At 75.2% G+C, this 20,820-nt stretch carries 20 protein-coding genes; 13 read left to right on the forward strand and 7 right to left on the reverse strand.

The window, feature by feature from the left end; translation table 11 throughout:
• Positions 1-37: 37 nt before the first annotated feature.
• From O7598_RS03295 to O7598_RS03305, 3 genes are read right to left on the reverse strand one after another with little or no spacing between them, the layout of a single operon-like run.
• Entirely contained in the window at positions 38-1,144 is a 1,107-nt protein-coding gene (locus O7598_RS03295) for a threonine aldolase family protein (protein ID WP_269689950.1), read from the reverse strand.
• Positions 1,141-2,328 (reverse strand): pyridoxal phosphate-dependent aminotransferase, encoded by a 1,188-nt coding sequence (locus O7598_RS03300; protein ID WP_269689951.1) that lies wholly within the window; start codon positions 2,326-2,328, stop codon positions 1,141-1,143. Before O7598_RS03300 ends, O7598_RS03295 begins: the two co-directional genes overlap by 4 nt.
• Positions 2,329-2,359: 31 nt before the next feature.
• The gene (locus O7598_RS03305) at positions 2,360-2,827 is read right to left on the reverse strand and encodes an MmpS family transport accessory protein (protein ID WP_269689952.1); all 468 of its coding nucleotides are present in this window, start codon (positions 2,825-2,827) and stop codon (positions 2,360-2,362) included.
• Here O7598_RS03305 and O7598_RS03310 point away from each other — a divergent pair.
• Both O7598_RS03310 and glmS read left to right on the forward strand, forming a co-directional pair.
• Entirely contained in the window at positions 2,811-3,326 is a 516-nt protein-coding gene (locus O7598_RS03310) for a hypothetical protein (RefSeq protein ID WP_269689953.1), read from the forward strand. The genes O7598_RS03305 and O7598_RS03310 overlap by 17 nt on opposite strands.
• 557 nt (positions 3,327-3,883) lie before the next feature.
• Complete coding sequence (gene glmS, locus O7598_RS03315; RefSeq protein WP_269689954.1) at positions 3,884-5,797, forward strand: glutamine--fructose-6-phosphate transaminase (isomerizing); 1,914 nt, start codon at positions 3,884-3,886, stop codon at positions 5,795-5,797.
• A gap of 65 nt (positions 5,798-5,862) precedes the next feature.
• Here glmS and O7598_RS03320 read toward each other — a convergent pair whose 3' ends face one another.
• Together O7598_RS03320 and O7598_RS03325 are read right to left on the reverse strand one after the other, a co-directional pair.
• Positions 5,863-7,632 (reverse strand): alpha/beta hydrolase, encoded by a 1,770-nt coding sequence (locus tag O7598_RS03320; protein WP_269689955.1) that lies wholly within the window; start codon positions 7,630-7,632, stop codon positions 5,863-5,865.
• Entirely contained in the window at positions 7,629-7,928 is a 300-nt protein-coding gene (locus O7598_RS03325; RefSeq protein ID WP_269689956.1) for a hypothetical protein, read from the reverse strand. Before O7598_RS03325 ends, O7598_RS03320 begins: the two co-directional genes overlap by 4 nt.
• A 208-nt stretch (positions 7,929-8,136) precedes the next feature.
• Between O7598_RS03325 and O7598_RS03330 the strand changes: the two genes are divergently transcribed.
• From O7598_RS03330 to ung, 5 genes are all read left to right on the forward strand, one after another.
• Positions 8,137-9,606: an NAD(P)H-hydrate dehydratase gene (locus tag O7598_RS03330; RefSeq protein ID WP_269689957.1), complete on the forward strand. Its 1,470-nt coding sequence runs from the start codon at positions 8,137-8,139 to the stop codon at positions 9,604-9,606.
• A 73-nt stretch (positions 9,607-9,679) separates the two neighbouring features.
• On the forward strand, positions 9,680-10,798 hold the full coding sequence (alr, locus tag O7598_RS03335; RefSeq protein WP_269689958.1) for an alanine racemase: 1,119 nt from the start codon (positions 9,680-9,682) through the stop codon (positions 10,796-10,798).
• On the forward strand, positions 10,795-11,874 hold the full coding sequence (locus O7598_RS03340; protein ID WP_269689959.1) for an alpha/beta fold hydrolase: 1,080 nt from the start codon (positions 10,795-10,797) through the stop codon (positions 11,872-11,874). Before alr ends, O7598_RS03340 begins: the two co-directional genes overlap by 4 nt.
• Positions 11,871-12,353 (forward strand): tRNA (adenosine(37)-N6)-threonylcarbamoyltransferase complex ATPase subunit type 1 TsaE, encoded by a 483-nt coding sequence (gene tsaE, locus O7598_RS03345; RefSeq protein WP_269689960.1) that lies wholly within the window; start codon positions 11,871-11,873, stop codon positions 12,351-12,353. Before O7598_RS03340 ends, tsaE begins: the two co-directional genes overlap by 4 nt.
• Before the next feature lie 53 nt (positions 12,354-12,406).
• The gene (gene ung / locus O7598_RS03350) at positions 12,407-13,108 is read left to right on the forward strand and encodes a uracil-DNA glycosylase (RefSeq protein ID WP_269689961.1); all 702 of its coding nucleotides are present in this window, start codon (positions 12,407-12,409) and stop codon (positions 13,106-13,108) included.
• On the opposite strand, the gene O7598_RS03355 is transcribed toward ung, so the two are convergent.
• Complete coding sequence (locus O7598_RS03355; RefSeq protein ID WP_269689962.1) at positions 13,097-13,813, reverse strand: helix-turn-helix domain-containing protein; 717 nt, start codon at positions 13,811-13,813, stop codon at positions 13,097-13,099. The genes ung and O7598_RS03355 overlap by 12 nt on opposite strands.
• Positions 13,814-13,973: 160 nt before the next feature.
• Here O7598_RS03355 and tsaB point away from each other — a divergent pair, with 160 nt between their 5' ends.
• The 6 genes from tsaB (at position 13,974) to O7598_RS03385 (ending at position 19,992) form a co-directional block, all read left to right on the forward strand.
• A complete protein-coding gene (gene tsaB, locus O7598_RS03360) occupies positions 13,974-14,705 on the forward strand; it encodes a tRNA (adenosine(37)-N6)-threonylcarbamoyltransferase complex dimerization subunit type 1 TsaB (RefSeq protein WP_269689963.1) in 732 nt (243 codons plus the stop codon).
• Positions 14,702-15,145, forward strand: a complete 444-nt coding sequence (gene rimI / locus O7598_RS03365) for a ribosomal protein S18-alanine N-acetyltransferase (protein WP_269689964.1) — start codon at positions 14,702-14,704, stop codon at positions 15,143-15,145. The genes tsaB and rimI overlap by 4 nt, the downstream gene beginning before the upstream one ends.
• A gap of 5 nt (positions 15,146-15,150) precedes the next feature.
• A complete protein-coding gene (gene tsaD / locus O7598_RS03370) occupies positions 15,151-16,197 on the forward strand; it encodes a tRNA (adenosine(37)-N6)-threonylcarbamoyltransferase complex transferase subunit TsaD (protein ID WP_269689965.1) in 1,047 nt (348 codons plus the stop codon).
• Positions 16,198-16,215: 18 nt separating this feature from the next.
• Positions 16,216-16,470, forward strand: coding sequence for a hypothetical protein (locus O7598_RS03375; RefSeq protein ID WP_269689966.1), 255 nt, complete (start codon positions 16,216-16,218; stop codon positions 16,468-16,470).
• Positions 16,471-16,540: 70 nt separating this feature from the next.
• Positions 16,541-18,247, forward strand: coding sequence for an ABC transporter ATP-binding protein (locus O7598_RS03380; protein WP_269689967.1), 1,707 nt, complete (start codon positions 16,541-16,543; stop codon positions 18,245-18,247).
• Positions 18,244-19,992, forward strand: a complete 1,749-nt coding sequence (locus tag O7598_RS03385) for an ABC transporter ATP-binding protein (protein ID WP_269689968.1) — start codon at positions 18,244-18,246, stop codon at positions 19,990-19,992. Before O7598_RS03380 ends, O7598_RS03385 begins: the two co-directional genes overlap by 4 nt.
• A gap of 62 nt (positions 19,993-20,054) precedes the next feature.
• Here the strand turns inward: O7598_RS03385 and O7598_RS03390 are convergent, their stop codons facing one another.
• Positions 20,055-20,792, reverse strand: coding sequence for a DUF4142 domain-containing protein (locus O7598_RS03390; RefSeq protein WP_269689969.1), 738 nt, complete (start codon positions 20,790-20,792; stop codon positions 20,055-20,057).
• Positions 20,793-20,820 lie beyond the last annotated feature (28 nt).

Raw genomic sequence — 20,820 nt, forward strand, 5'->3', positions numbered from 1 at the left:
ACCCGGCGGCTCGGCCGATGGCGGACGGTCGGCGCGATCAGCCGGTGGGCAGGCGGCGCAGGAACCGGTCGGCCAGCTCGCGTACGCCGTCGGCGTCCAGCTCCAGCGCCGGCCCGGCGATCGTCACCTCGGCCAGCGCCAGCCCCGGCACCTCGCTGTCCCGCCAGCCGCCGACGAACCAGGCCCGCTCCTGTTCGGCGAGCGCGACGTTCGCCGCGTCGAGCACCGCCGCCGGATACGGCAGCCAGAACCGGAACTGGTGGGTGTGCGGCGGCGTCGGGTGGACCCGGGCGCCGGGCAGGCCCGCCAGCGCCTCCGCCACCACCTTGGCGTGCCCCACGTAGCCGGCCAGCCGGGGCAGCTCCCGCTCCAGCCCGGCCAGCGCGGCGAGCGCCACCGGCCACTGCTGGAACAGCGTGCCGCCGTACCGGTGCCGCCAGGCGCGGGCGTACCGGATCAGGTCCGCGTCGCCGGCCAGCACCGCGCCGGAGTGGCCGCCGAGGGACTTGTAGAGCGAGACGTAGGTGCTGTCCGCCAACGCCGCGATCTCGGCGGTCGAGTATCCGAGATGGACTGTCGACTCCCAGAGCCGGGCGCCGTCGAAGTGCACCCGGGCGCCCCGGGACCGCGCCGCCGCGACGACCGCGACCAACTCGTCCCAGGTCGGCAGCACGAAGCCGGCATCGCGCAACGGCAGCTCCAGGCAGAGCGTGCCGACCGGCTCGTCGAGCGCGGCCACCTCGTCGGCCGTCGGATTACGCGGCGCGGTCGTGGTGCGCACCGCCCGCACGCCGGCGAGCAGGGTGTACGCGTCGCGTTCGTGCAGCAGCGGGTGGCTGAGCGGGTGCAGGCCGACGCCGGGCCGCCCGGTCACCTCCGCGCCGTAGCGCACCGCGACCTGCTGGGCCATGGTGCCGGACGGGAACAGCGCGGCCGCCTCCGCGCCGAGCAGCTCGGCGACCCGGGCTTCCAGCTCCGCCACCGCGCCGCCCTCGCCGTAGAAGTCGGGCAGGTCGTCGCCGGCCATCGCGTCGAGCGCGGCCAACTGCTCCCGCGCCGTGGCCGGGCGTACGCCGGAGAGCATCGTGTCGCAGCCGCGCTGGGCGGCGAGCCGGCGCAGCCGCTCGGCGTACCCGTCGCTCATCGGTCCTCCCGGAGCCGGCCCAGCCGGGTCACCGCCTCGGCGAGCACCTCCGGCCGCTTGCAGAACGCGAACCGGACCAACCGGCGGCCGGCCGCCACGTCGTCGTAGAAGACCTGCGTCGGCACCGCCACCACGCCGCACCGCTCCGGCAGGGCCCGGCAGAACTCCACCCCGTCCCGGCCGCCGAGCGGGGAGACGTCGGCGGTGACGAAGTAGGTCCCCTCCGGCACGAGCACGCCGAACCCGGCGTCGGCGAGCCCGGACACCAGTTGATCCCGCCGGCGTTGCAGGTCGTCCCGGAACCCGGTGAAGTACGCGTCCGGCAGCCCGAGGGCTACCGCGACCGCCGGTTGCAGCGGGCCCGCGTTGACGAACGTCAGGAACTGCTTCACCCGCAGCACGGCGGCGACCAGGGGCGCCGGGCCGCTCACCCAGCCGACCTTCCAGCCGGTGCAGGAGAACGTCTTGCCGGCCGAGGAGACGCGCAGCGTCCGCTCCCGCATGCCCGGCAGGGTGGCCAGCGGCACGTGCGGCGCGGCGGCGTCGGTGAAGACCAGGTGCTCGTAGACCTCGTCGGTGACCGCGTACGCGTCGTGCTCGTCGCACAACTCGGCGATCAGCGCCAGCTCGTCGGCGGTGAACACCTTCCCGGTCGGGTTGTGCGGCGAGTTCAGCAGCACCAACCGGGTCCGCGGGCCGAACGCGGCGCGCAGCTCGGCCGGGTCGAAGGCGTACCGGCCGTCGCCGCCGGGGCGCAGCGTCACCGGGCGACGCACCGCGCCGGCCAACGCTATCGAGGCGGCGTACGAGTCGTAGTACGGCTCGAAGCAGACCACCTCGTCACCCGGCTCGCAGAGCGCGAGGATGCTGGCCGCCACCGCCTCGGTCGCGCCGGCGGTCACCACGATCTCGCCGTCCGGGTCGTACTCCAGATCCCAGAACCGGCGCTGGTGGGCCGCCACGGCCGCGCGCAACGCGGGAATTCCCGGACCCGGCGGGTACTGGTTGTGGCCGGTGCGCAGCGCCTCGGCGGCGGCGGCCAGCATCTCCGGCGGGCCGTCCGTGTCCGGGAAGCCCTGCCCCAGGTTGACCGCGCCGGTGCGCACGGCCAGCGCCGACATCTCGGCGAAGATGGTGGTGCCGAACGGCCGCATCCGGGCCACCAGCGGATCCGTCGTCGTCACGGCGGCCAGCCTACGGCCCACCTCCGGGCCGTCACCAGCCGAAGCAGGTCGCGCCGTATTCCCCCGAGTCGCGCGAGACGACCTTGCCGTCGATGGTGATCCGGCAGGTCACCTCCCCCGACTCGGACGGGCTCGCGATGATCTGCACCCGCTCGCGGTCGTTCGCGGTGAACCGCAGTCGCCACGGTGCGTCCACGTCCTCGATCTGGAGGAAGTTGGCGTCCGCGTCGTAGAACTGCAGGTAGACCTGGTCGGCCCCGGTCACCTCGTAGACGACGGTGAACCGGCCGGGCCCGCCGGAGGGGGTGGTGACCGGGGTGGCCGGCGCCTGGCTGGTCGGCGCGAGGTCCGGCTCGTCCGGCCCGTAGATGTACGGCTCGTCGTAGGGCTCGCCGGACGAGGCCACCCCGTCGACGAAGCCGCCGAGCGCACCGAGGCCGACGCAGCCGCAGACGGCCAGCACCACCGCGGCGACGAGGGTGATGACCAGCCCGACCACCCAACCCCCGCTCGACCGGCGCGGCGTCGAGCCGGGATACGCGTACGGCGGCGGGTACGGCCCCGGCGGGTACGGCCCGGCCGGGTACGGCCCCGGCGGGTACGGCCCGGCCGGGTACGGCCCCGGCGGGTACGGCCCGGATGCGGGCGGCCCTGACGGGTACGGCCCGGACGCGTGCGGCCCGGAGGGGTACGGCCCGTGCGGTCCCGGCGGGTACGGCCCGGGTGGGTACGGCCCATGTGGTCCCGGCGGGTACGGCCCGGTGCCGTGGGTGGCCGGCGGCCAGCCTGGCGCGCCGGCACCGGCGGGCTCACCCGTGGTGTCCGCTCGGTCGGACGCGCCGGGTTGGCCGGTCACGCCGGGCCGGCTCGTCGCGCCCGGCTGCTCGGGTGCCCCGGGCTGCTCGGGCGCGGTGGTCCAGCCCGGCGAGCCGGCGGGGGTCGCCGAGCCGGGTGTGGTGGCCGAGCCCGGCTCGGTGGGCCGGTCGGTCGGGCCGTAGCCGGGCGCTGCCCAGGGGCTGGGCTCCGAGGGCGACCAGGGTGCGGGCGGGGTCCAGGGCTGCGGGGCGGCCAGCGGATCCGGTGGCGTCCAGGCAGCGGGTTCCCCGGCGGCCGGCGCGGCCGCCGGGTCCGTAGGGCCGGCGGCCGGCTCGGGGGAGGGGGTCGTCTCGGACATCGGTTCAGCTCACAGGGGTACGGCGCGGACGACCGCGGAGGAGGGAGCGGGGCCCTCAATGTAGGGGGTGGTAGCCATCCCCGCGGACCCGCCGTTCCGCCTCCACGGCCGGGCCGAGATCTTGGTACGGAACGGCCCCTGGAGGGGCGCTTTCGTACCAAGATCTATGGTTCTCGCCATGCGGTTGGTCTGTCCCGATAGGTGACACACGGGCCTCGGGTCTCGGGGCTGTGGGACGAGGGCGAGGGGCCGGGGACGTGCGCGAGGGCTGCGTGTTTTGTCCGCTGGGTGCGCTCCGCTGACCGGTTCACTCATGGTCAGTGATCGTTAACCCGCCTTCCGCGCACGCGTGGTGAGCGAAACTGGGTTAGGCTGCGGACCATGTGTGGAATCGTGGGTTACGCCGGTGCGCGCCCGGCGCTCGGCATCGTGCTCGACGGACTTCGGCGGCTGGAATACCGCGGCTACGACTCGGCCGGCGTCGCCATCGTCTGCGACGACGAGCTGCTGACCGAGAAGAAGGCCGGCAAGCTGGCGAACCTGGAGAAGGTGCTCTCCGAGCGGGCCGCCGACAACCCCGAGGACTGCGCCGCCAGCCCGATCGGCATCGGCGACGGCACCACCGGCATCGGCCACACCCGATGGGCCACGCACGGCGGGCCGACCGACCGCAACGCCCACCCGCATCTCTCCCCGGACGGCCGGGTCGCGGTGATCCACAACGGCATCATCGAAAACTTCGCGAAGCTGCGCACCGAGCTGGAGAACGAGGGCGTCGAGTTCGCCAGCGACACCGACACCGAGTGCGCCGCGCACCTGATCGCCCGCGCACTGGCCGACCTGCGGGCCGCCGGCGAGGCCGACGGCCCGCAGTTGCTCGCCTCGGCCATGCGGGTCGTCTGCGAGCGCCTCGAAGGGGCGTTCACGCTGCTCGCCGTGGACGCCGCCATCCCCGGCGCGGTGGTCGGCGCCCGGCGCAACTCGCCGCTCGTGGTGGGCCGGGGCGACGGCGAGAACTACCTCGCCAGCGACGTGGCCGCGTTCATCGAGCACACCCGGGAGGCGGTCGAGCTGGGGCAGGACCAGATCGTCCTGATCACCGGCGACAGCATCGAGATCACCGACTTCGCCGGCCAGCCCGCCACCGGCAAGGACTTCCACATCGACTGGGACTCGTCCGCCGCCGAGAAGGGTGGCTACGACTGGTTCATGCTCAAGGAGATCGAGGAGCAGCCGCAGGCCATCGCGGACACGCTCCTCGGCCGGCTGACCGAGAGCGGCGAGATCGCGCTCGACGAGGTCCGCCTCAGCGAGCAGGACCTGCGCGACGTCGACAAGATCTTCATCGTCGCCTGCGGCACCGCCTACCACGCCGGCCTGGTCGCCAAGTACGCCATCGAGCACTGGACCCGGATCCCCTGCGAGGTGGAGCTGGCCAGCGAGTTCCGCTACCGCGACCCGGTGCTCGACCGGTCCACGCTGATCGTGGTGATCTCGCAGTCCGGCGAGACCATGGACACGCTGATGGCGCTGCGCCACGCCAAGGAGCAGAAGGCCCGGGTGCTGGCCGTCTGCAACACCAACGGCTCCACCATCCCGCGCGAGTCCGACGCGGTGCTCTACACCCACGGCGGCCCGGAGATCGCGGTCGCCTCCACCAAGGCGTTCCTCACCCAGGTCGTCGCCTGCTATCTGATCGGGCTGCACCTGGCCCAGGTGCGCGGCATCAAGTTCGCCGACGAGGTGGGCGCCGTGGTGTCCCAGCTCCAGGAGATGCCGGCCAAGCTGCGCGAACTGCTGGACCGGATCGAGCCGGTCCGCGAGCTGGCCCGTGAGCTGAAGGCCGAGCCGACCGTGCTGTTCATCGGCCGGCACGTGGGCTATCCGGTCGCCCTGGAGGGCGCGCTGAAGCTCAAGGAGTTGGCGTACATGCACGCCGAGGGCTTCGCCGCCGGCGAGCTGAAGCACGGCCCGATCGCGCTGATCGACAAGGGCACGCCGGTGATCTGCATCGTGCCGTCGCCGATCGGCCGGGGGATGCTGCACGACAAGGTCGTCTCCAACATTCAGGAGGTGCGCGCCCGGGGCGCCCGCACCATCGTGATCGCGGAGGAGGGCGACGAGGCGGTGGTCCGCTACGCCGACCACCTGATCTACGTGCCGCGTACGCCGACGCTGTTGGCGCCGCTGATGACCACCGTGCCGCTCCAGGTGCTCGCCGCCGAGATCGCCGCCGCCCGGGGGCACGACGTCGACCAGCCGCGGAACCTCGCCAAGTCGGTCACGGTCGAGTAGCCCGGATCGACGCGCCGGCCCCCTCAGCCCCACGGCGGAGGGGGCCGGTGCCGTCTTCCCGCCGCTCACCGGCCCAGCACGATCCGGGCCATCCCGTCCAGCGCCGGATTGTCGGGATCCCAGTAACCGGTGTGGCCGTGCCGCGCGCTCGGGAAGCGCCGGCCGCCGAAGCCCGGCGCGCTCGGGTCGGCGCCGAACCAGAGCCGTTCGGCGTGCGGGTCCAGCACGGCCAGCACCGGGCCGAGCGGCGTACCGGCCAGCACGGCGCGGCGGGCCAGCTCGTCCGGCTCGCGGACCAACCGGATCACGTCGTCCGGCGCGGTCGACGCCCAGACCTGCCCGGCCGGCATCCGCAGCTCGGCGGCGTGGTCGACGCCGACCCCGGGCGAGCCGACGAAGACCAGCGCGTCGGCGGCCAGACCGTGGTCGCGGGCGGCGGCGCCCACCACCAGCGAGCCGTAGCTGTGCCCGAGCACCGTCTGCCGGGCCGGCGGCCCCTCGTGCGTGGCCCGCAGCCCCTCCTGGAACCGGTGCAGGGCCGGCCCGGCATCCTCTGCCTGCCGGGCGGAGGACGCCTCGGGCAGGAAGTCCGGCGCGTCGTAGTCGAGCCAGAGCACCGCTGCCGTTTCCTCGCCCGGCCCGATCGCCGCGCACCGCTCCAGCACCCGGGCGGCCCGGCCCAGCTCGGCGGGCGCGTCGGCGAGATCCGCTGTCATGCCGGGAACGTACGTCAGCACCGCGCCGGCCCGGTCCGGGTTGCCCAGCGCCACCACCGCCCGCCCGTCCCCGGCCGGGTCGAACCCCAGCAGGTACGCCCGCGGCGCACCCGGCGTCGCCAGTCGCTCGCCGAGCCCGTCCAGGCCGCGCAGCGCCGCCTCCACCCCGGCCAACCGGGCGCGCCGGGTCACCTCGAGCGGGCCGGCCGGCAGCGGGCGCAGCAGCGCGCGGCGGCGGGCGAGGAACTCCTCCCGCCGGTCGGTGAGCAGCACCCGGTTGGCCTGGTCGCGGGCACCCGCCGGCACCCCGTCGAGCCGGCCGATCCGACCCGGCTCGCGCCCGACCAGCCACCGCCGCTCGGCCGGGCTCAGCCCGGCCCACCAGCGGCTCACCTCGACCGGCCCGGCCCCCGGTCCCGGCCGCCGGGCGGGCGGCACACTGACCCACCCGGTCACCGCCGCCGTGGCGAGCGCGTCCAGCCGCTCGGCTGTTTCCCGGTCCGCCGCGCCCGCCAGCGCCAGCGCACCGCGGATCCCGGCCCGGGCCCCGACCACCGCCGGGCCGACCCGGTCGGGTGGCCGGGCCGGGTCGGCCCGCACCGCGCCGCGACGGTCCACCGCCAGGCCGCCGCTCTCGGCCCGAGCCACCTCGGCCCCGAGCCGGGCCTTCGCCACGCTCATCCGGGCGGCGAACTCGGCCAACGCCTGGTCGACCTCGAACAGGACGGGCAACACGTCGGTGAGCGTGGTGCGCAGCTCACCGATCCGCCGCTGGGCGGCCGCCGAGGCACTGCCGGACCAGCCCGGCCGGAGCACGCCGGCGTGGGCGGCCAGCCCGGCGGCCCGCCCGCGCACCGGGCCGGCGAGCCCGCGCCAGGCCGCGCCGGCGGCCAGCCAGGCCCCCGGATCGGCCCGCCAGAGCTGCGCGTAGCCGACGGTCCCTGCGGTGGCCGGCCGGGACCGTGCGCCGCCGGTCGGGTCGGGAATGGTCGGCCCGACTTGGGTGGCCGGCCGGGACCGTGCGCCGCCGGTCGGGTCCGGAGTGGTCGGCCCGACCTGGGCGGCGTGTCCGCCCATCGTCGGACCGGTGGCCACGGTGCGCGTGTCGTGGCCGCTCATCGCGTGGTCCCGGTGAGGCGGCGGGCGGCCCGGTCGTCCGCCGCCTCGTAGCCGTCCGCGCCGCCGCGCAACGCCTCGGCGGTGCCGGCCACCCGGGCCGCGAGCATGCCGGACCAGCGCCGTACCGCGGTGTCCAGCTCGTCCAGGGCCGCGCCGGCCCGCCACCCGTCCGGCGGCGGCGGGACCGGACCCGGGATCCCGCCCGGCCCGTGGGCCAGCCGGTACGCGTCGTCGGTCAAGCCCCGGGCCACCGCGCGCAGCAGCTCCGGATCGACGGCGAACGGCTCCTCGACCACGACGACCTCCCCACCCCGCCGGCCCCACCGGCCGGTCCCGGACAGCGGGGACGCTAGGGGCAGCGGGACCGCCCGCGTCGGCCCTGTGGACACGGCTCCGGGTTTTCCACAGGCCCTTCGGTGAACCGGCCCCGGAACCGGGCCGCCGGTAGGGTGAGGGTCCTGATCGTGGCCGATCCGGCCGGCGGAACGAACGGGGCGGGATAGCATGAGACCGGTGTGGCGGGTCGCGGACGTTCGCGCGGCGGAGGCGGGGCTGATGGCCACCCTGCCGACCGGGGCGTTGATGCAACGGGCCGCGGCCGGGCTGGCCCGCCGCTGCGCGTTGCTGCTGGCCGAGCGGGGCGGGGTCTACGGCGCCCGGGTGCTGCTGCTGGTCGGCTCCGGCGACAACGGCGGCGACGCCCTCTACGCGGGGGCTCGCCTGGCCGCCCGGGGTGCGGCGGTCGACGCCCTGCTGCTCACCCCCGGCCGGGCGCACGCCGAGGGCCTGGCCGCGCTGCGGTCCGCCGGTGGGCGGGTGGTCGACCGGCCGGCCGAGGTGGTCGACCTGGTGCTCGACGGCATCGTGGGCATCGGTGGCGCGGGCGGCCTGCGGGAGACCGCCGACCAGCTCGCCGCCAGCCTGACCGGGCGCCTCGGCCGCGACGACGCCCGGGCCACGGTGGTCGCGGTGGACGTGCCGAGCGGCGTCGCGGTGGACACCGGCCACATCCCGCTGACCGACGCCGGGCGGCCCTGCGCGGTCCGGGCCGACGTGACCGTGGCCTTCGGCGCGCTCAAGCCGGCCCTGGTCGTCGGTCCCGCCGCCGAGTTGGCCGGTCAGGTCGACCTGGTCGACATCGGGCTCACGCCGTGGCTGCGCGGCACGCCGGCGCTGCGCGTGACCGAGTGGTCCGACCTGGTCGAGTGGTGGCCGGCGCTCGGCGCCTCGGCGGAGAAATACTCGCGGGGCGTGGTCGGGGTGGCCACCGGCTCGGCCACCTACCCGGGGGCGGCGGTGCTCTCCGTCGGCGGCGCGTTGGCCGGTCCCACCGGCCTGGTCCGCTACGCCGGCGGCGCCCGGGCCGAGGTGGTGCACCAGCACCCGTCGGTGATCGCCACCGCCCGGGTCGCGGACGCCGGCCGGGTGCAGGCCTGGGTCTGCGGTTCAGGGCTCGGCACCGGGGAGGAGTCCGCCGCCGAGCTGCGCGCCGTGCTGGCCGCGCCGGTGCCGGTGGTGCTGGACGCCGACGCGCTGACCCTGCTGGTCGACGGCAAGCTCGCCGACCGGCTGCGCGGGCGGGACGCCCCGATCGTGGTGACCCCGCACGACCGGGAGTTCGCCCGCCTCTGCGGCGAGATGCCGGGCGAGGACCGGGTCGCCGCGGCGCTGCGGCTGGCCGCCTGGATGAACGCGGTGGTGCTGCTCAAGGGCGACCGGACGATCGTCGGAACGCCCGACGGGCGGGCGTACGTCAACCCGACCGGCACCCCGGCGTTGGCCACCGGTGGCACCGGCGACGTGCTGGCCGGGCTGCTCGGCTCGCTGCTCGCCGCCGGGCTGGCCCCCGAGCGGGCCGCCGCCGCGGCGGCGTACCTGCACGGGCTGGCCGGCCGGGAGGCGGCGCGCGGCGGTCCGGTGACCGCGCCCGACGTGGCCGCCGCGTTGCGTCCGGTGCTGGCCCGTCTGGGCTGATCCGGGGCCGGCCGGGAGCGCCGGCCGGGCGGCTCACGGCCACGATGATCACCGGCGGAAGTAGGCTGGGGGCATGTGGCAGTCGGAGGTGCGCGTCGATCTCGACGCGATCCGGGAGAACGTGGCCCGGCTCAAGGCCGGCACCAGCGCCGAGCTGATGGCGGTGGTGAAGGGCGACGGCTACGGGCACGGCATGGTGCCGGCCGCCCGTGCGGCGCTCGACGCCGGGGCGGACCAGCTCGGGGTCTGCACCCTCGACGAGGCGCTCTTGCTGCGCCAGGAGGGGATCACCGCGCCGGTGCTGGCCTGGCTGCTCGACCCGGGCCTGCCGCTGCACGACGGCGTCGCGGTCGGGGTCGACCTCGGCTGCGCCAGCCTGACCCAGCTCGACGAGATGATCGAGGCGAGTCGCCGGGCGGGCCGCCCGGCCCGGCTCCACCTCAAGATCGACACCGGGCTCGCCCGGGGCGGCGCCACGGTGGCCGACTGGCCGGCGTTGCTGGAGGCCGCCGCGAAGGCCCAGGCCGACGGCGTGGTCGAGGTGGTCGGTGTGTGGAGCCACTTCGTGTACGCGGACCTGCCCGGCCACCCCACGACGGACCGTCAGCTCGCGATCTTCCACGAAGGGCTGGAGATGGTGACGCGGGCCGGCCTGCGGCCCCGCTACCGGCACCTGGCCAACTCGGCGGCCACCCTGACCCGGCCGGACACCCACTTCGACCTGGTCCGGCCCGGCATCGCCGTCTACGGCCTGTCGCCGATCGCGGGTGAGCGGTTCGGGCTGCGCCCGGCGATGACGGCCCGCGCCCGGGTGATGCTGACCAAGCGGGTCCCGGCGGGCACCGGGGTCTCCTACGGCCACACCTACCTCACCGACGCCGAGAGCAACCTGGCCGTGGTGCCGCTCGGCTACGCCGACGGGGTGCCCCGGCACGCCTCGAACACCGGGCCGGTGCTGCTCGGCGGCGAGCGGCGGACCATCTCCGGCCGGGTCTGCATGGACCAGTTCGTGGTCGACTGCGGCGACGACGAGGTGGCCGCCGGTGACGTGGTGACGCTGTTCGGCAGCGGCGCGGACGGCGAACCCACCGCGGACGACTGGGCCGAGGCGGTCGGCACCATCAACTACGAGATCGTCACCCGGTTCGGCGGCGTGCGGGTGCCCCGGGTCTACGACGGCGAGAAGCCGTGAGGGTGCCACGTCCGCGCGGCGCCGCCGGCAAGGTCGCCGGGCTGGTCGGCGCTGCCGTCGGGGTGGCCGCCGCCGGGCTCGCGGCGGGCGTGGTCAGCGAGCGGGTGCTGGTCCGCCGGTTGAAGAACGACCCCGCCGACCGGTACGCCCACGAGGTCTTCGGCCAGCAGCGCTACGACGAGGCGTACCGGCTGGAGATGCCGGACGGCACCGACATCCATGTGGAGGTGGTCGAGCCGACCCGGCCGGTGGCCGGGCACCCGACCGTCGTGCTGGTGCACGGTTTCTGCCTGGACATGGGGACGTTCCACTTCCAGCGCGCGATGCTCGCCGAGCGGGGCGACTACCGCGTGGTGGCGTACGACCAGCCAGGGCACGGCCGGTCCGGGCGGCTGGAGACCGGCGAGTACGACCTGACCGCGTTGGGCCGCACGTTGCGCCGGGTGCTCGACGAGGTGGCCCCGGAGGGGCCGCTGGTGCTGGTCGGGCACTCCATGGGCGGCATGACGATCATGGCGCTGGCCGAGCTGTACCCGGAGTTGTTCGGCGACCGGGTGGTCGGCACCGTGCTGATGGCCACCTCGGGCGGCCTGGCGGCGGAGACCAAGCTGGTGGCGCCCGCGCTGCTCGGCCGGGTCGGCGCGCCGGTGCTCTACATGATGAGCAACGCCACCCGCTACGGCGGCACGGTGATCGACAAGGCTCGCAAGTCGACCTCGAACGTGGCCTGGCTGCTCACCCGCAGGTACGGCTTCGGCACCCCGAAGCCCAGCCCGACCCTGGTGTCGTACGTGGAAACGATGAACTCCCGCACCTCGGCCGACACCGTCACCCGCTACCTGCGGACGCTGGCCACCCACTCGCGGTTCCCGGCGCTGGCCGCGCTGGCCGGCACGCCGGTGCTGGTGATCGTGGGGGACAAGGACATGATCACACCGGTGACCCACTCGGAGGAGATCGTCCGGCGGCTGCCGGACGCCGAGTTCGTGAAGATCCACGACAGCGGCCACGTGGTGATGCTGGAGCACGCCGACGAGGTCAACGCGGCCGTGGAGAGGTTCCTGGAGTCGCTGTGACCGTGCTGGTGGAGCTGAAGACCGTCGACGACACCCACGAGTTCGGCCGGCGGCTGGCCGGGGTGCTGCGCGCCGGCGACCTGCTGCTGCTCAGCGGCCCGCTGGGGGCCGGCAAGACCGCGCTGACCCAGGGCGTCGGTGCCGGCCTCGGCGTACGCGGCGACATCACCTCGCCGACCTTCGTCATCGCCCGGGTGCACCGGCCGGACCCGGCGCGGGGCGGCAAGGTGACCCTGGTGCACGCCGACGCGTACCGCCTGGGTGAGGCCGCCGACCCGCGGGCCGAGATCGACGACCTCGACCTGGACGCCTCGGTGGACGACGCGGTGACCGTGGTGGAGTGGGGCGAGGGGATGGTCGAGCAGTTGGTCGACGCGCACCTGCGGGTCCGCATCGACCGGCGCGACGACGACACCCGGGTGGTCACGCTGGAGCCGGTCGGCGGTGACTGGGCGGCCCGGCTGGCCACCCTCGACTGAGCGCTGTCGTACCCGCTGCCTAGAGTCCCGGGGACGACTGCGAAAGGTTGCCGATGCCCGACGACGCCCCCGCCCTCGACCTGTTGGCGCTCCTGCCCGAGCCGTGGCGTGCGGCCCTCGCTCCGCACCTCGACCCGACCCGCACCGCGGCGTTGGCCGAGTTCGTCGCCGGGGAATACGCGACCGCCACGGTCTTCCCGCCGCTGGCCGACCTGTTCTCCGCCTACCGGCTGTGCGGTCCGGACCAGACCCGGGTGCTCATCCTCGGGCAGGACCCCTACCACAAGGCCGGGCAGGCGCACGGGTTGAGCTTCAGCGTGCGCGAGGGCGTGTCGGTGCCGCCGTCGCTGCGCAACGTCTTCAAGGAGTTGGAGGCGGATCTGGGCGTGCCGAAGCCGCGCAGCGGCAACCTGGACGGCTGGGCGGCCCAGGGCGTGCTGCTGCTCAACTCGGTGCTCACGGTCCGGCAGGCCAGCCCCGGCTCGCACGCCAACCGGGGCTGGGAGGAGTTCACCGACGCCACCATCAAGGCGCTCGACGCGCTCGACCAGCGGGTGGTCTTCCTGCTCTGGGGTGGCTACGCGCGCAAGAAGGCGGCGCTGGTCACCAACCCGCGGCACGTGGTGCTGGAGGCCGGGCATCCCAGCCCGATGAACCCGAAGGGCTTCCTCGGCAGCCGGCCGTTCAGCGCGGCCGACAAGGCACTGGCCGACGCCGGCCTGCCCACCGTCGACTGGGCGCGCTCAGCCGGCTGACCCGCCGGCGTCGGCCGTCAGGCGTTGCCGGTGCCGGCGCAGCAGGTCGGCCGCGCGCCGGTCGGTCACCTCCACCTGGACCAGCGGCTCGACGGGATAGGTCCGCTCGCCGAACCGCACCTCGATCGGCTCGGGCAGCTCCTCGACCATCCGGGCCCGCAGCTCGCCGTGGCGGGTCCGCCAGTGGTGCTCGCCCGGCTCCTCGGGCTCGTGGCGCACCCCGCCCCACTCCTCCCAGCGGGCGTTCCAGCGCTGCGCGTAGGTCCGCTCCAGGAACGCCGTGAACGCGGGGGAATCACGCCAACGCACCGCGATCTCGACGGCATCCACCGGTATCGGCGCGCCCTGCAGCACCGCCGCCGTGCTGCCGGCCAGCACGTACGGCAGGTCGCCGAGCGCGGCGACCAGCCGGTCCAGCCCGAGATCCGCCAGCTGCTCGACCAGGTCGGCCCCGGACATCTCGTCGAGCGCCGCGTCCAGGTGGCTGTCCAGCGGCTCGACCTCGATCCGCAACTGGCGGTCGAGCGCGGTGAGCAGGCGCTCGGCGGTGGTCAGGCTGGGCAGCCGATCGCCTCGCTCGATCCGGGCGATGGCGGCCTGGCTCAGCCCGGCGCGGGCGGCCAACGCCTGCTGGGTGAGCCCGGCCCGTTCGCGTTCGTGGCGCAGGGCGTGGGCGATCTGCCGGACCAGGCGACTCTCCGTCATGCCCACAGGATGGCAGTCCACTTTCGAGCGGTATGCCTCTGGGTCATAAATATGACTGAGAGGTATACCGCTGCATAGTGATGTCTTCGGTCCGGGCGCTACGCAGGGTGATGGCATGGGGTGGGAGGGGCTCGCCGGGAGGCGGCTAGGCTGGTTCACCGTGCTCGTACTGGTGGTGGACTCCTCGACGCCCGCGGTGACCGCGGCGCTCGTCGACGTCTCGGCGGACGGCGTCGCGCTCCGCGCGTCCCGGTGCACGGTCGACGCGCGGGCCCACGGCGAGCTGCTCGCGCCGCAGGTCGACGCCGTGCTCGCCGACGTCGGCGTGCGCCCCGCCGACCTGGCCGCGATCGTCGCCGGGCTCGGCCCCGGGCCGTTCACCGGGCTGCGGGTCGGCCTGGTCACCGCCGCGACCATGGGCCAGGTGCTCGGCGTCCCCACATACGGCGTCTGCTCCCTGGACGGCCTCGCCCAGCCGCCGACTGCGGGCCGGCCGTCGACTGCGGGCCGGCCGTCGGCGCCGGGTGGGCCGTCGGGCGAGGGCGGGACGGTGCTGGTGGCGAGCGACGCGCGGCGGCGCGAGGTCTACTGGGCCGTCTACGACGGCGCCGGCCGGCGCGTGGCCGGGCCGGACGTGGCCGCCCCGGCGGTCGCCGCCGACCGCGCCCGCGACCTGGCGGTCACCGTTGCGGTGGGCGACGGCGCGCACCGGTACGCCGACGTGCTCGGGCTGCCGGTACGGGACGAGCCGCGCTACCCGGACCCGCTGGCGCTGGCCGGTCTCGCCGCGGCGCGGATCCGCGCGGGCCAGCCGGGTGAGCCGCTCACCCCGCTCTACCTGCGCCGGCCGGACGCGGTGGCGGCCACCGGCCACAAGCCGGTCCTGCGATGAGGCTGGGCCGGTTCCGCTGGTGGCACGTGGACGAGGTGCTGCCCATCGAGGCGGACCTGTTCGGCGCCGAGCAGTGGACCCCGGGAATGTTCTGGAACGAACTCGCCAACGGGCACTTCTACCTGGTCGCCACCGACGACGACGGCAGCGTGGCCGGCTACGCCGGGCTGGCCGTGGCGCCGCCCGACGAGGCGTGGGTGCAGAACATCGCGGTCCGCCGGGACGCCCAGCGCCGAGGGGCCGGCCGGCTGCTGCTGGAGGCACTGCTCGCCGAGGCGGCCCGGCGGGGCGTCCGCAGCACGCTGCTGGAGGTCGCCGCGGACAACGCCCCGGCGCAGCGGCTCTACGCCACCTACGGCTTCGAGCCGATCGGCGTACGGCGCGGCTACTACCAACCGAGCAACACCGACGCGCTGGTCATGCAGCGCAACGAGGACTGACGGGCATGGCTGACGAACCACTGGTCCTCGGCATCGAGACCTCCTGCGACGAGACCGGCGTGGGCATCGTGCGCGGGCACACGCTGCTCGCCGACGCGCTGGCCTCCAGCGTCGAGGAACACGCCCGGTTCGGCGGCGTGGTGCCCGAGGTGGCCAGCCGCGCCCACCTGGAGGCGATCGTGCCGACCATGGACCGGGCGCTGCGCGAGGCCGGCGTCACCATCGCCGACGTCGACGCCATCGCCGTGACCTCCGGGCCCGGTCTGGCCGGCGCGCTGCTCGTCGGCGTCGCCGCCGCCAAGGGGTACGCGGTGGCCGCGGAGAAGCCGGTGTACGGGGTGAACCACCTGGCCGCGCACGTCGCAGTGGACACGCTGGAGCACGGCCCGCTGCCCGAGCCGGCGATCGCGCTGCTGGTCTCCGGCGGGCACTCCTCGCTGCTGCGCGTCGACGACCTGGCCCGGGGCGTCGTCCCGCTCGGCGCCACCATCGACGACGCGGCCGGGGAGGCGTTCGACAAGGTGGCTCGGCTGCTCGGGCTGCCGTTCCCCGGCGGGCCGTACATCGACCGGGAGGCCCGGGCCGGCGACCGGGCCTCGATCGCGTTCCCGCGCGGGCTGACCGCCGCGAAGGACCTGGCCGCGCACCGGTACGACTTTTCCTTCTCCGGGCTGAAGACGGCGGTGGCCCGCTGGGTGGAGGCACGGCAGCGGGCCGGCGAGCCGGTGCCGGTGGCCGACGTGGCGGCGTCCTTCCAGGAGGCGGTCTGCGACGTGCTGGTCGGCAAGGCGCTGGACGCCTGCCGCAGCAGTGGGATCGACACGCTGGTGATCGGCGGCGGGGTCGCGGCCAACTCCCGGCTGCGGGCGATGGCCGAGCAGCGGGCCGAGAAGCACGGCGTCCGGGTGCGTACGCCCCGGCCGAAGCTCTGCACGGACAACGGCGCGATGGTGGCGGCGCTCGGTTCGCACCTGGTCGCCGCGGGCGTCGCCCCGAGCCGGCTGGACCTGCCGGCCGACTCCGCGATGCCGCTGACCGTGGTCAGCGTCTGACCGCAGGAGGAAACCGACATGATCGTCCGAATGTGGGAGGCGAAGGCCGAACCGTACGGCTTCGCCGACCTGATCACCTGGGTCTGCGAGACCGCGCTGCCCGAGTTCGAGCACGACCCCATGCACGTGGGCAGCGAGGTGTTCTCCTCCACCGACCACCGGCTGGTGGTCATCTCCAAGTGGCGGAACAACCCGCGCGACCTGCCCGAGCCACCCATGCGTCTGGTCGCCCGCCCGCCGCACAGCTGGGACTTCACCGAGGTCGACCGCTAGGCGACGGTCGTCACGGCGGCCCGGAATTGGTTGGCGTCCGACACGGGCCGCCACCTAGCGTCGGTGGGTCATGCGCTTCTCACCGGCCGGCGATCCCGGCACCCCCGACGCGCGGTCCGCCACCCGTTACCTGGTGTGGCTCGCCGGGCGACATCCCGTCTACTTCGGCGGCGGCCTCACGTTGGGCGTGATCTGGATGCTGGCCCAGGCGCTGGTGCCGGCCGCGATCGGGCGGGCGGTGGAGGCCGGGCTGGCCCAACGCGACCCGGACGCGCTGCTGCGCTGGGCTCTCGCCCTGCTCGGGTTGGGCATGGTGCAGGCCGGCGCCGGCATCCTGCGGCACCGCTGCGCGGTGCACAACTGGCTCGGCGCCGCCTACCGCACGGTGCAGGTCACCGTGGACGCCACCAACCGGCTCGGCGCCGCGTTGCCCCGCCGGGTCGCCGCCGGCGAGGTGGTGAGCATCGGCACGTCCGACATCGAGCACATCGGCAGCGCGGTGGACATCACCGCCCGGGGTGCCGGGGCCGTGGTCGGCATCGTCACGGTCGCGGTGATCCTGCTCGACGCCTCCCTGCCGCTCGGTCTCGTGGTGGTGCTCGGCGTGCCGCTGCTGATGGCGTTGGTGGGGCTGCTGATCCGGCCGCTGCACCGGAAGCAGGCGGCCTACCGGGAGTCCACCGGCCGGCTCACCGCCCGGGCCGCGGACATCGTCTCCGGCCTGCGGGTCCTGCGCGGGGTGGGCGGGGAGCCGATGCTGGCCGCCCGCTACCGGGAACGGTCGCAGGCGCTGCGCGCCGACGGCCTGCGGGTGGCCCGGGTGGAGTCGCTGCTCCAGGCCGCGCAGATCCTGCTGCCAGGCGTCTTCGTGGTGCTGGTGACCTGGCTCGGCGCCCGGTTCGCGCTGCGCGGCGAGATCACCGCCGGCCAGTTGGTCTCCTTCTACGGCTACACCGCTTTCCTGGTCAGCCCGCTGCGCAACCTCACCGAGGCGGCCGACAAGCTGACCCGGGGGCACGTCGCGGCCCGCCGGGTGGTCCGGCTGCTCCGGCTCGCGCCGGAGTTCACCGACCCGGCCCGCCCGGTCCCGGTGCCGAACGGGCCGGGGGAGATGGTGGACGTGCGTTCCGGGCTGGTGCTGCGGCCGGGCCGGCTCACCGCGCTGGCCGCCACCGCGCCGCAGGACGCCGCCGAGATCGCCGACCGGCTCGGCCGGTACGTCGACGGGGACGTGACGCTGCACGGCGTACCGCTGCGGGACGTGGCGCTGGCGACGGTGCGCGAGCGGATCCTGGTGGCCGACAACGACGCGCAGCTGTTCAGCGGCGTGCTCCGCGCGGAGCTGGACCCGCACGACCGGGCCGACCGGGCCTCGGTCGAGGCGGCGCTGGCCGCGGCGAGCGCGACGGACGTCGTCGAGGCGCTGCCCGGCGGCCTGGACGGCGCGGTCGCCGAGCGGGGCCGGGAGTTCTCCGGCGGCCAGCGGCAGCGGCTGCGGCTGGCCCGCGCGCTGGTCGCCGACCCGGAGACGTTGATCCTGGTGGAGCCGACCAGCGCGGTGGACGCGCACACCGAGGCGCAGATCGCCGACCGGCTGGGCGCGGCCCGCCGTGGTCGCACCACGCTGATCTGCACCACCAGCCCGCTGATGCTCGGCCGGGCCGAGCACGTGGTCTTCGTGGAGGACGGCAAGGTCGTCGCGGAGGGCCGGCACGAGGAACTGCTCGCCGCCGAGCCCCGGTACGCGGCCACGGTGAGCCGGGAGGAGGACCGATGAGCAACGCGCTGCCCGTCGCGGACGGCGCGCGTGTCCGCCGGTACGTGCGGGAGCTGATCCGCCGCCATCCGCGCGGCCTGGCGGCCGTGCTCGGCCTGCACGCGCTGGCCGCGGCGGCCGGGCTGGTCACCCCGCGTCTCCTCGGCGACCTGGTCGAGGGCATCTCGCGAGGCGTCGGCGCGACGACCGTCGACCGGGTGGTGGCGGCCATCGCCGCGTTCGTGGTGGTGCAGTCGGTGCTGGTCCGCTTCGCGCACCTGGCCTCGGCCCGGCTCGGCGAGCGGATCCTCGCCGAGCTGCGCGAGGAGTTCGTCGACCGGGTGCTCGCGCTGCCGCTGTCCACCGTGGAACGCGCCGGCACCGGTGACCTGCTCACCCGCACCTCGCGGGACGTCTCCGCGCTGTCCCGGACGGTCCGCTTCGCCGGGCCGGAGACGCTGATCGCGGCGCTCACCGTGGTGTTGATCCTCGGCGCGCTGGTGCTGACCGGGCCGCTGCTGGCGCTGCCCAGCCTGCTCGCGGTGCCGGTGCTCTGGGCCGGCACCCGGTGGTACCTGCGCCGCGCGCCGCAGGGCTACCTGCGGGAGAACGCCGCCTACTCGGACATCACCGACGGGATCAGCGAGACGGTCGAGGGAGCGCGGACCACCGAGGCGCTGCGCCAGGCGGCCCGCCGCCGGGCCCGTGGCGACACCGACATCCGCCGCTCGTACGCGGCCGAGCGGTACACGCTGTACCTGCGCACCGTGTTCTGGCCGGTGGCCGAGTTCGGCTACCTGGTGCCGATGGTGGCCACCCTGCTGATCGGCGGCTGGTTCCACCTGAAGGGCTGGGCCAGTCTCGGCCAGGTCACCGCCGCCACGCTCTACGCCCAGCAGCTCACCGACCCGATCGAGCGGCTGCTCGGCTGGCTGGACGAGTTCCAGGTGGGCGGCGCCTCGCTGGCCCGGCTGCTCGGCGTCGCCGTCGAGCCGGACGACCGGCTCGCGGCGCCCACCGGCCCGGGCCGGCGCGACGCCGGCAGCCGGCTGGCCGCGCACGACGTCCGGTACGCGTACCGGGCAGGTCACGACGTGCTGCACGGGGTGACGCTGGTGCCCCGGCCCGGGGAACGGCTGGCCATGGTCGGTCCGTCCGGGGCCGGCAAGTCCACGCTGGGCCGGCTGCTGGCCGGCGTGCACACCCCGACCGCCGGCGCGGTGACAGTGGACGGCCGGCCCCTCGCCGACCTGCCCCTGGACGAGCTGCGGAGCCATGTCGCGCTGGTCAGCCAGGAGCACCACGTGTTCATCGGCACGCTTGCCGACAACGTGGCGATGGTCCGCCCGACCGCCGGGCCGGCGGAGGTGCGCGCCGCGTTGGCCGCGGTCGACGCGCTGGACTGGGCGCGGGCGCTGCCGGACGGGCTGGACACGGTCGTCGGCGCGGGCGGGCACCCGCTGACCCCGGCGCAGGCGCAGCAGCTCGCGCTGGCCCGGCTGGTGCTGGCCGACCCGCACACGCTGGTGCTGGACGAGGCCACCTCGCTGATCGACCCGCGGGCCGCCCGGGCCCTGGAGCGCTCGCTGGCGGCGGTGCTGCACGGGCGGACCGTCATCGCGATCGCGCACCGGCTCTTCTCCGCGCACGACGCGGACCGGGTGGCGGTCGTCGCCGACGGCCGGATCGTCGAGCTGGGCTCGCACGACGAGCTGGTCGCCGCCAACGGCTCGTACGCCGCCCTGTGGCGCTCCTGGCACGGCTGAGGCGTAAGGAAGGGCCCCTTCTTAACGCCTGGCGTATAGGAAGGGGCCCCGCTTGACACCCGTCAGGAGCGGCGCATCAACCGCCAGGTCGTGTACCCGCCGGTGCCCAACGCGATCAGGAACACCGCCCACACGATCCCGGTGCCCACCTGGATCCCGCCGCCGCTGGCCGCGTTGGCCTGGGCGGCGGCGACCAGCGAGTCACTCTGCGCCGCCGGAATCGCGGGCGGCGGCAGCTGCTGCCAGCGGACCAGTCCGGTGCTCTCCAGCATGGTCATGTGGTCGTTGACGAACTTGTTGGCGTCCTCGGCGAGCTTGCGCACGACCGGGTCCTTGGTGCTGGCCCGGACCGCCCCGATCACCGGGAAGATGTTGCCGTGGGCGACCCGGAGCCGGGTGACGAAGATCTGGTCGAACTGGGCGCCGTTGGCGTTCTGCATCTCGGTCAGCCAGCCCTTCTGCTGGGTGGTCGGGTCCGTCGGCAGGACCGCGCCCAGCTTGTTGGCCGCCTCGACCACCAGTTGGTCCAGCACGCCGTGCTGACGAGCGATCTCCGCGCCGACCTCCCGTACCCGCGGGGACTGGCCCTTCTCGGCGGCCATCGTCCCGGCCGGCATCTCCCAGAGCCCGGCCAGCCGGACGCCGTTGAGCAGCGTCATGTCGGCGGCGTTCATCTGCACGCCGGGATTGGGCGCGGCAAGTGCCGCGCCCGGAAGGACGCCGATCCCCGCGCCGATCACGACGAGCAGCAGGGTCACCCGGTGCGCCAGCCGGCGACGTGCGGATTCCAGCGATGCCATGGTTGGGTTGCCTCCTCGGTCCGGACCG

The sequence above is a fragment of the Micromonospora sp. WMMC241 genome (genome assembly GCF_027460165.1).
Lineage (GTDB): Bacteria > Actinomycetota > Actinomycetes > Mycobacteriales > Micromonosporaceae > Micromonospora > Micromonospora humi.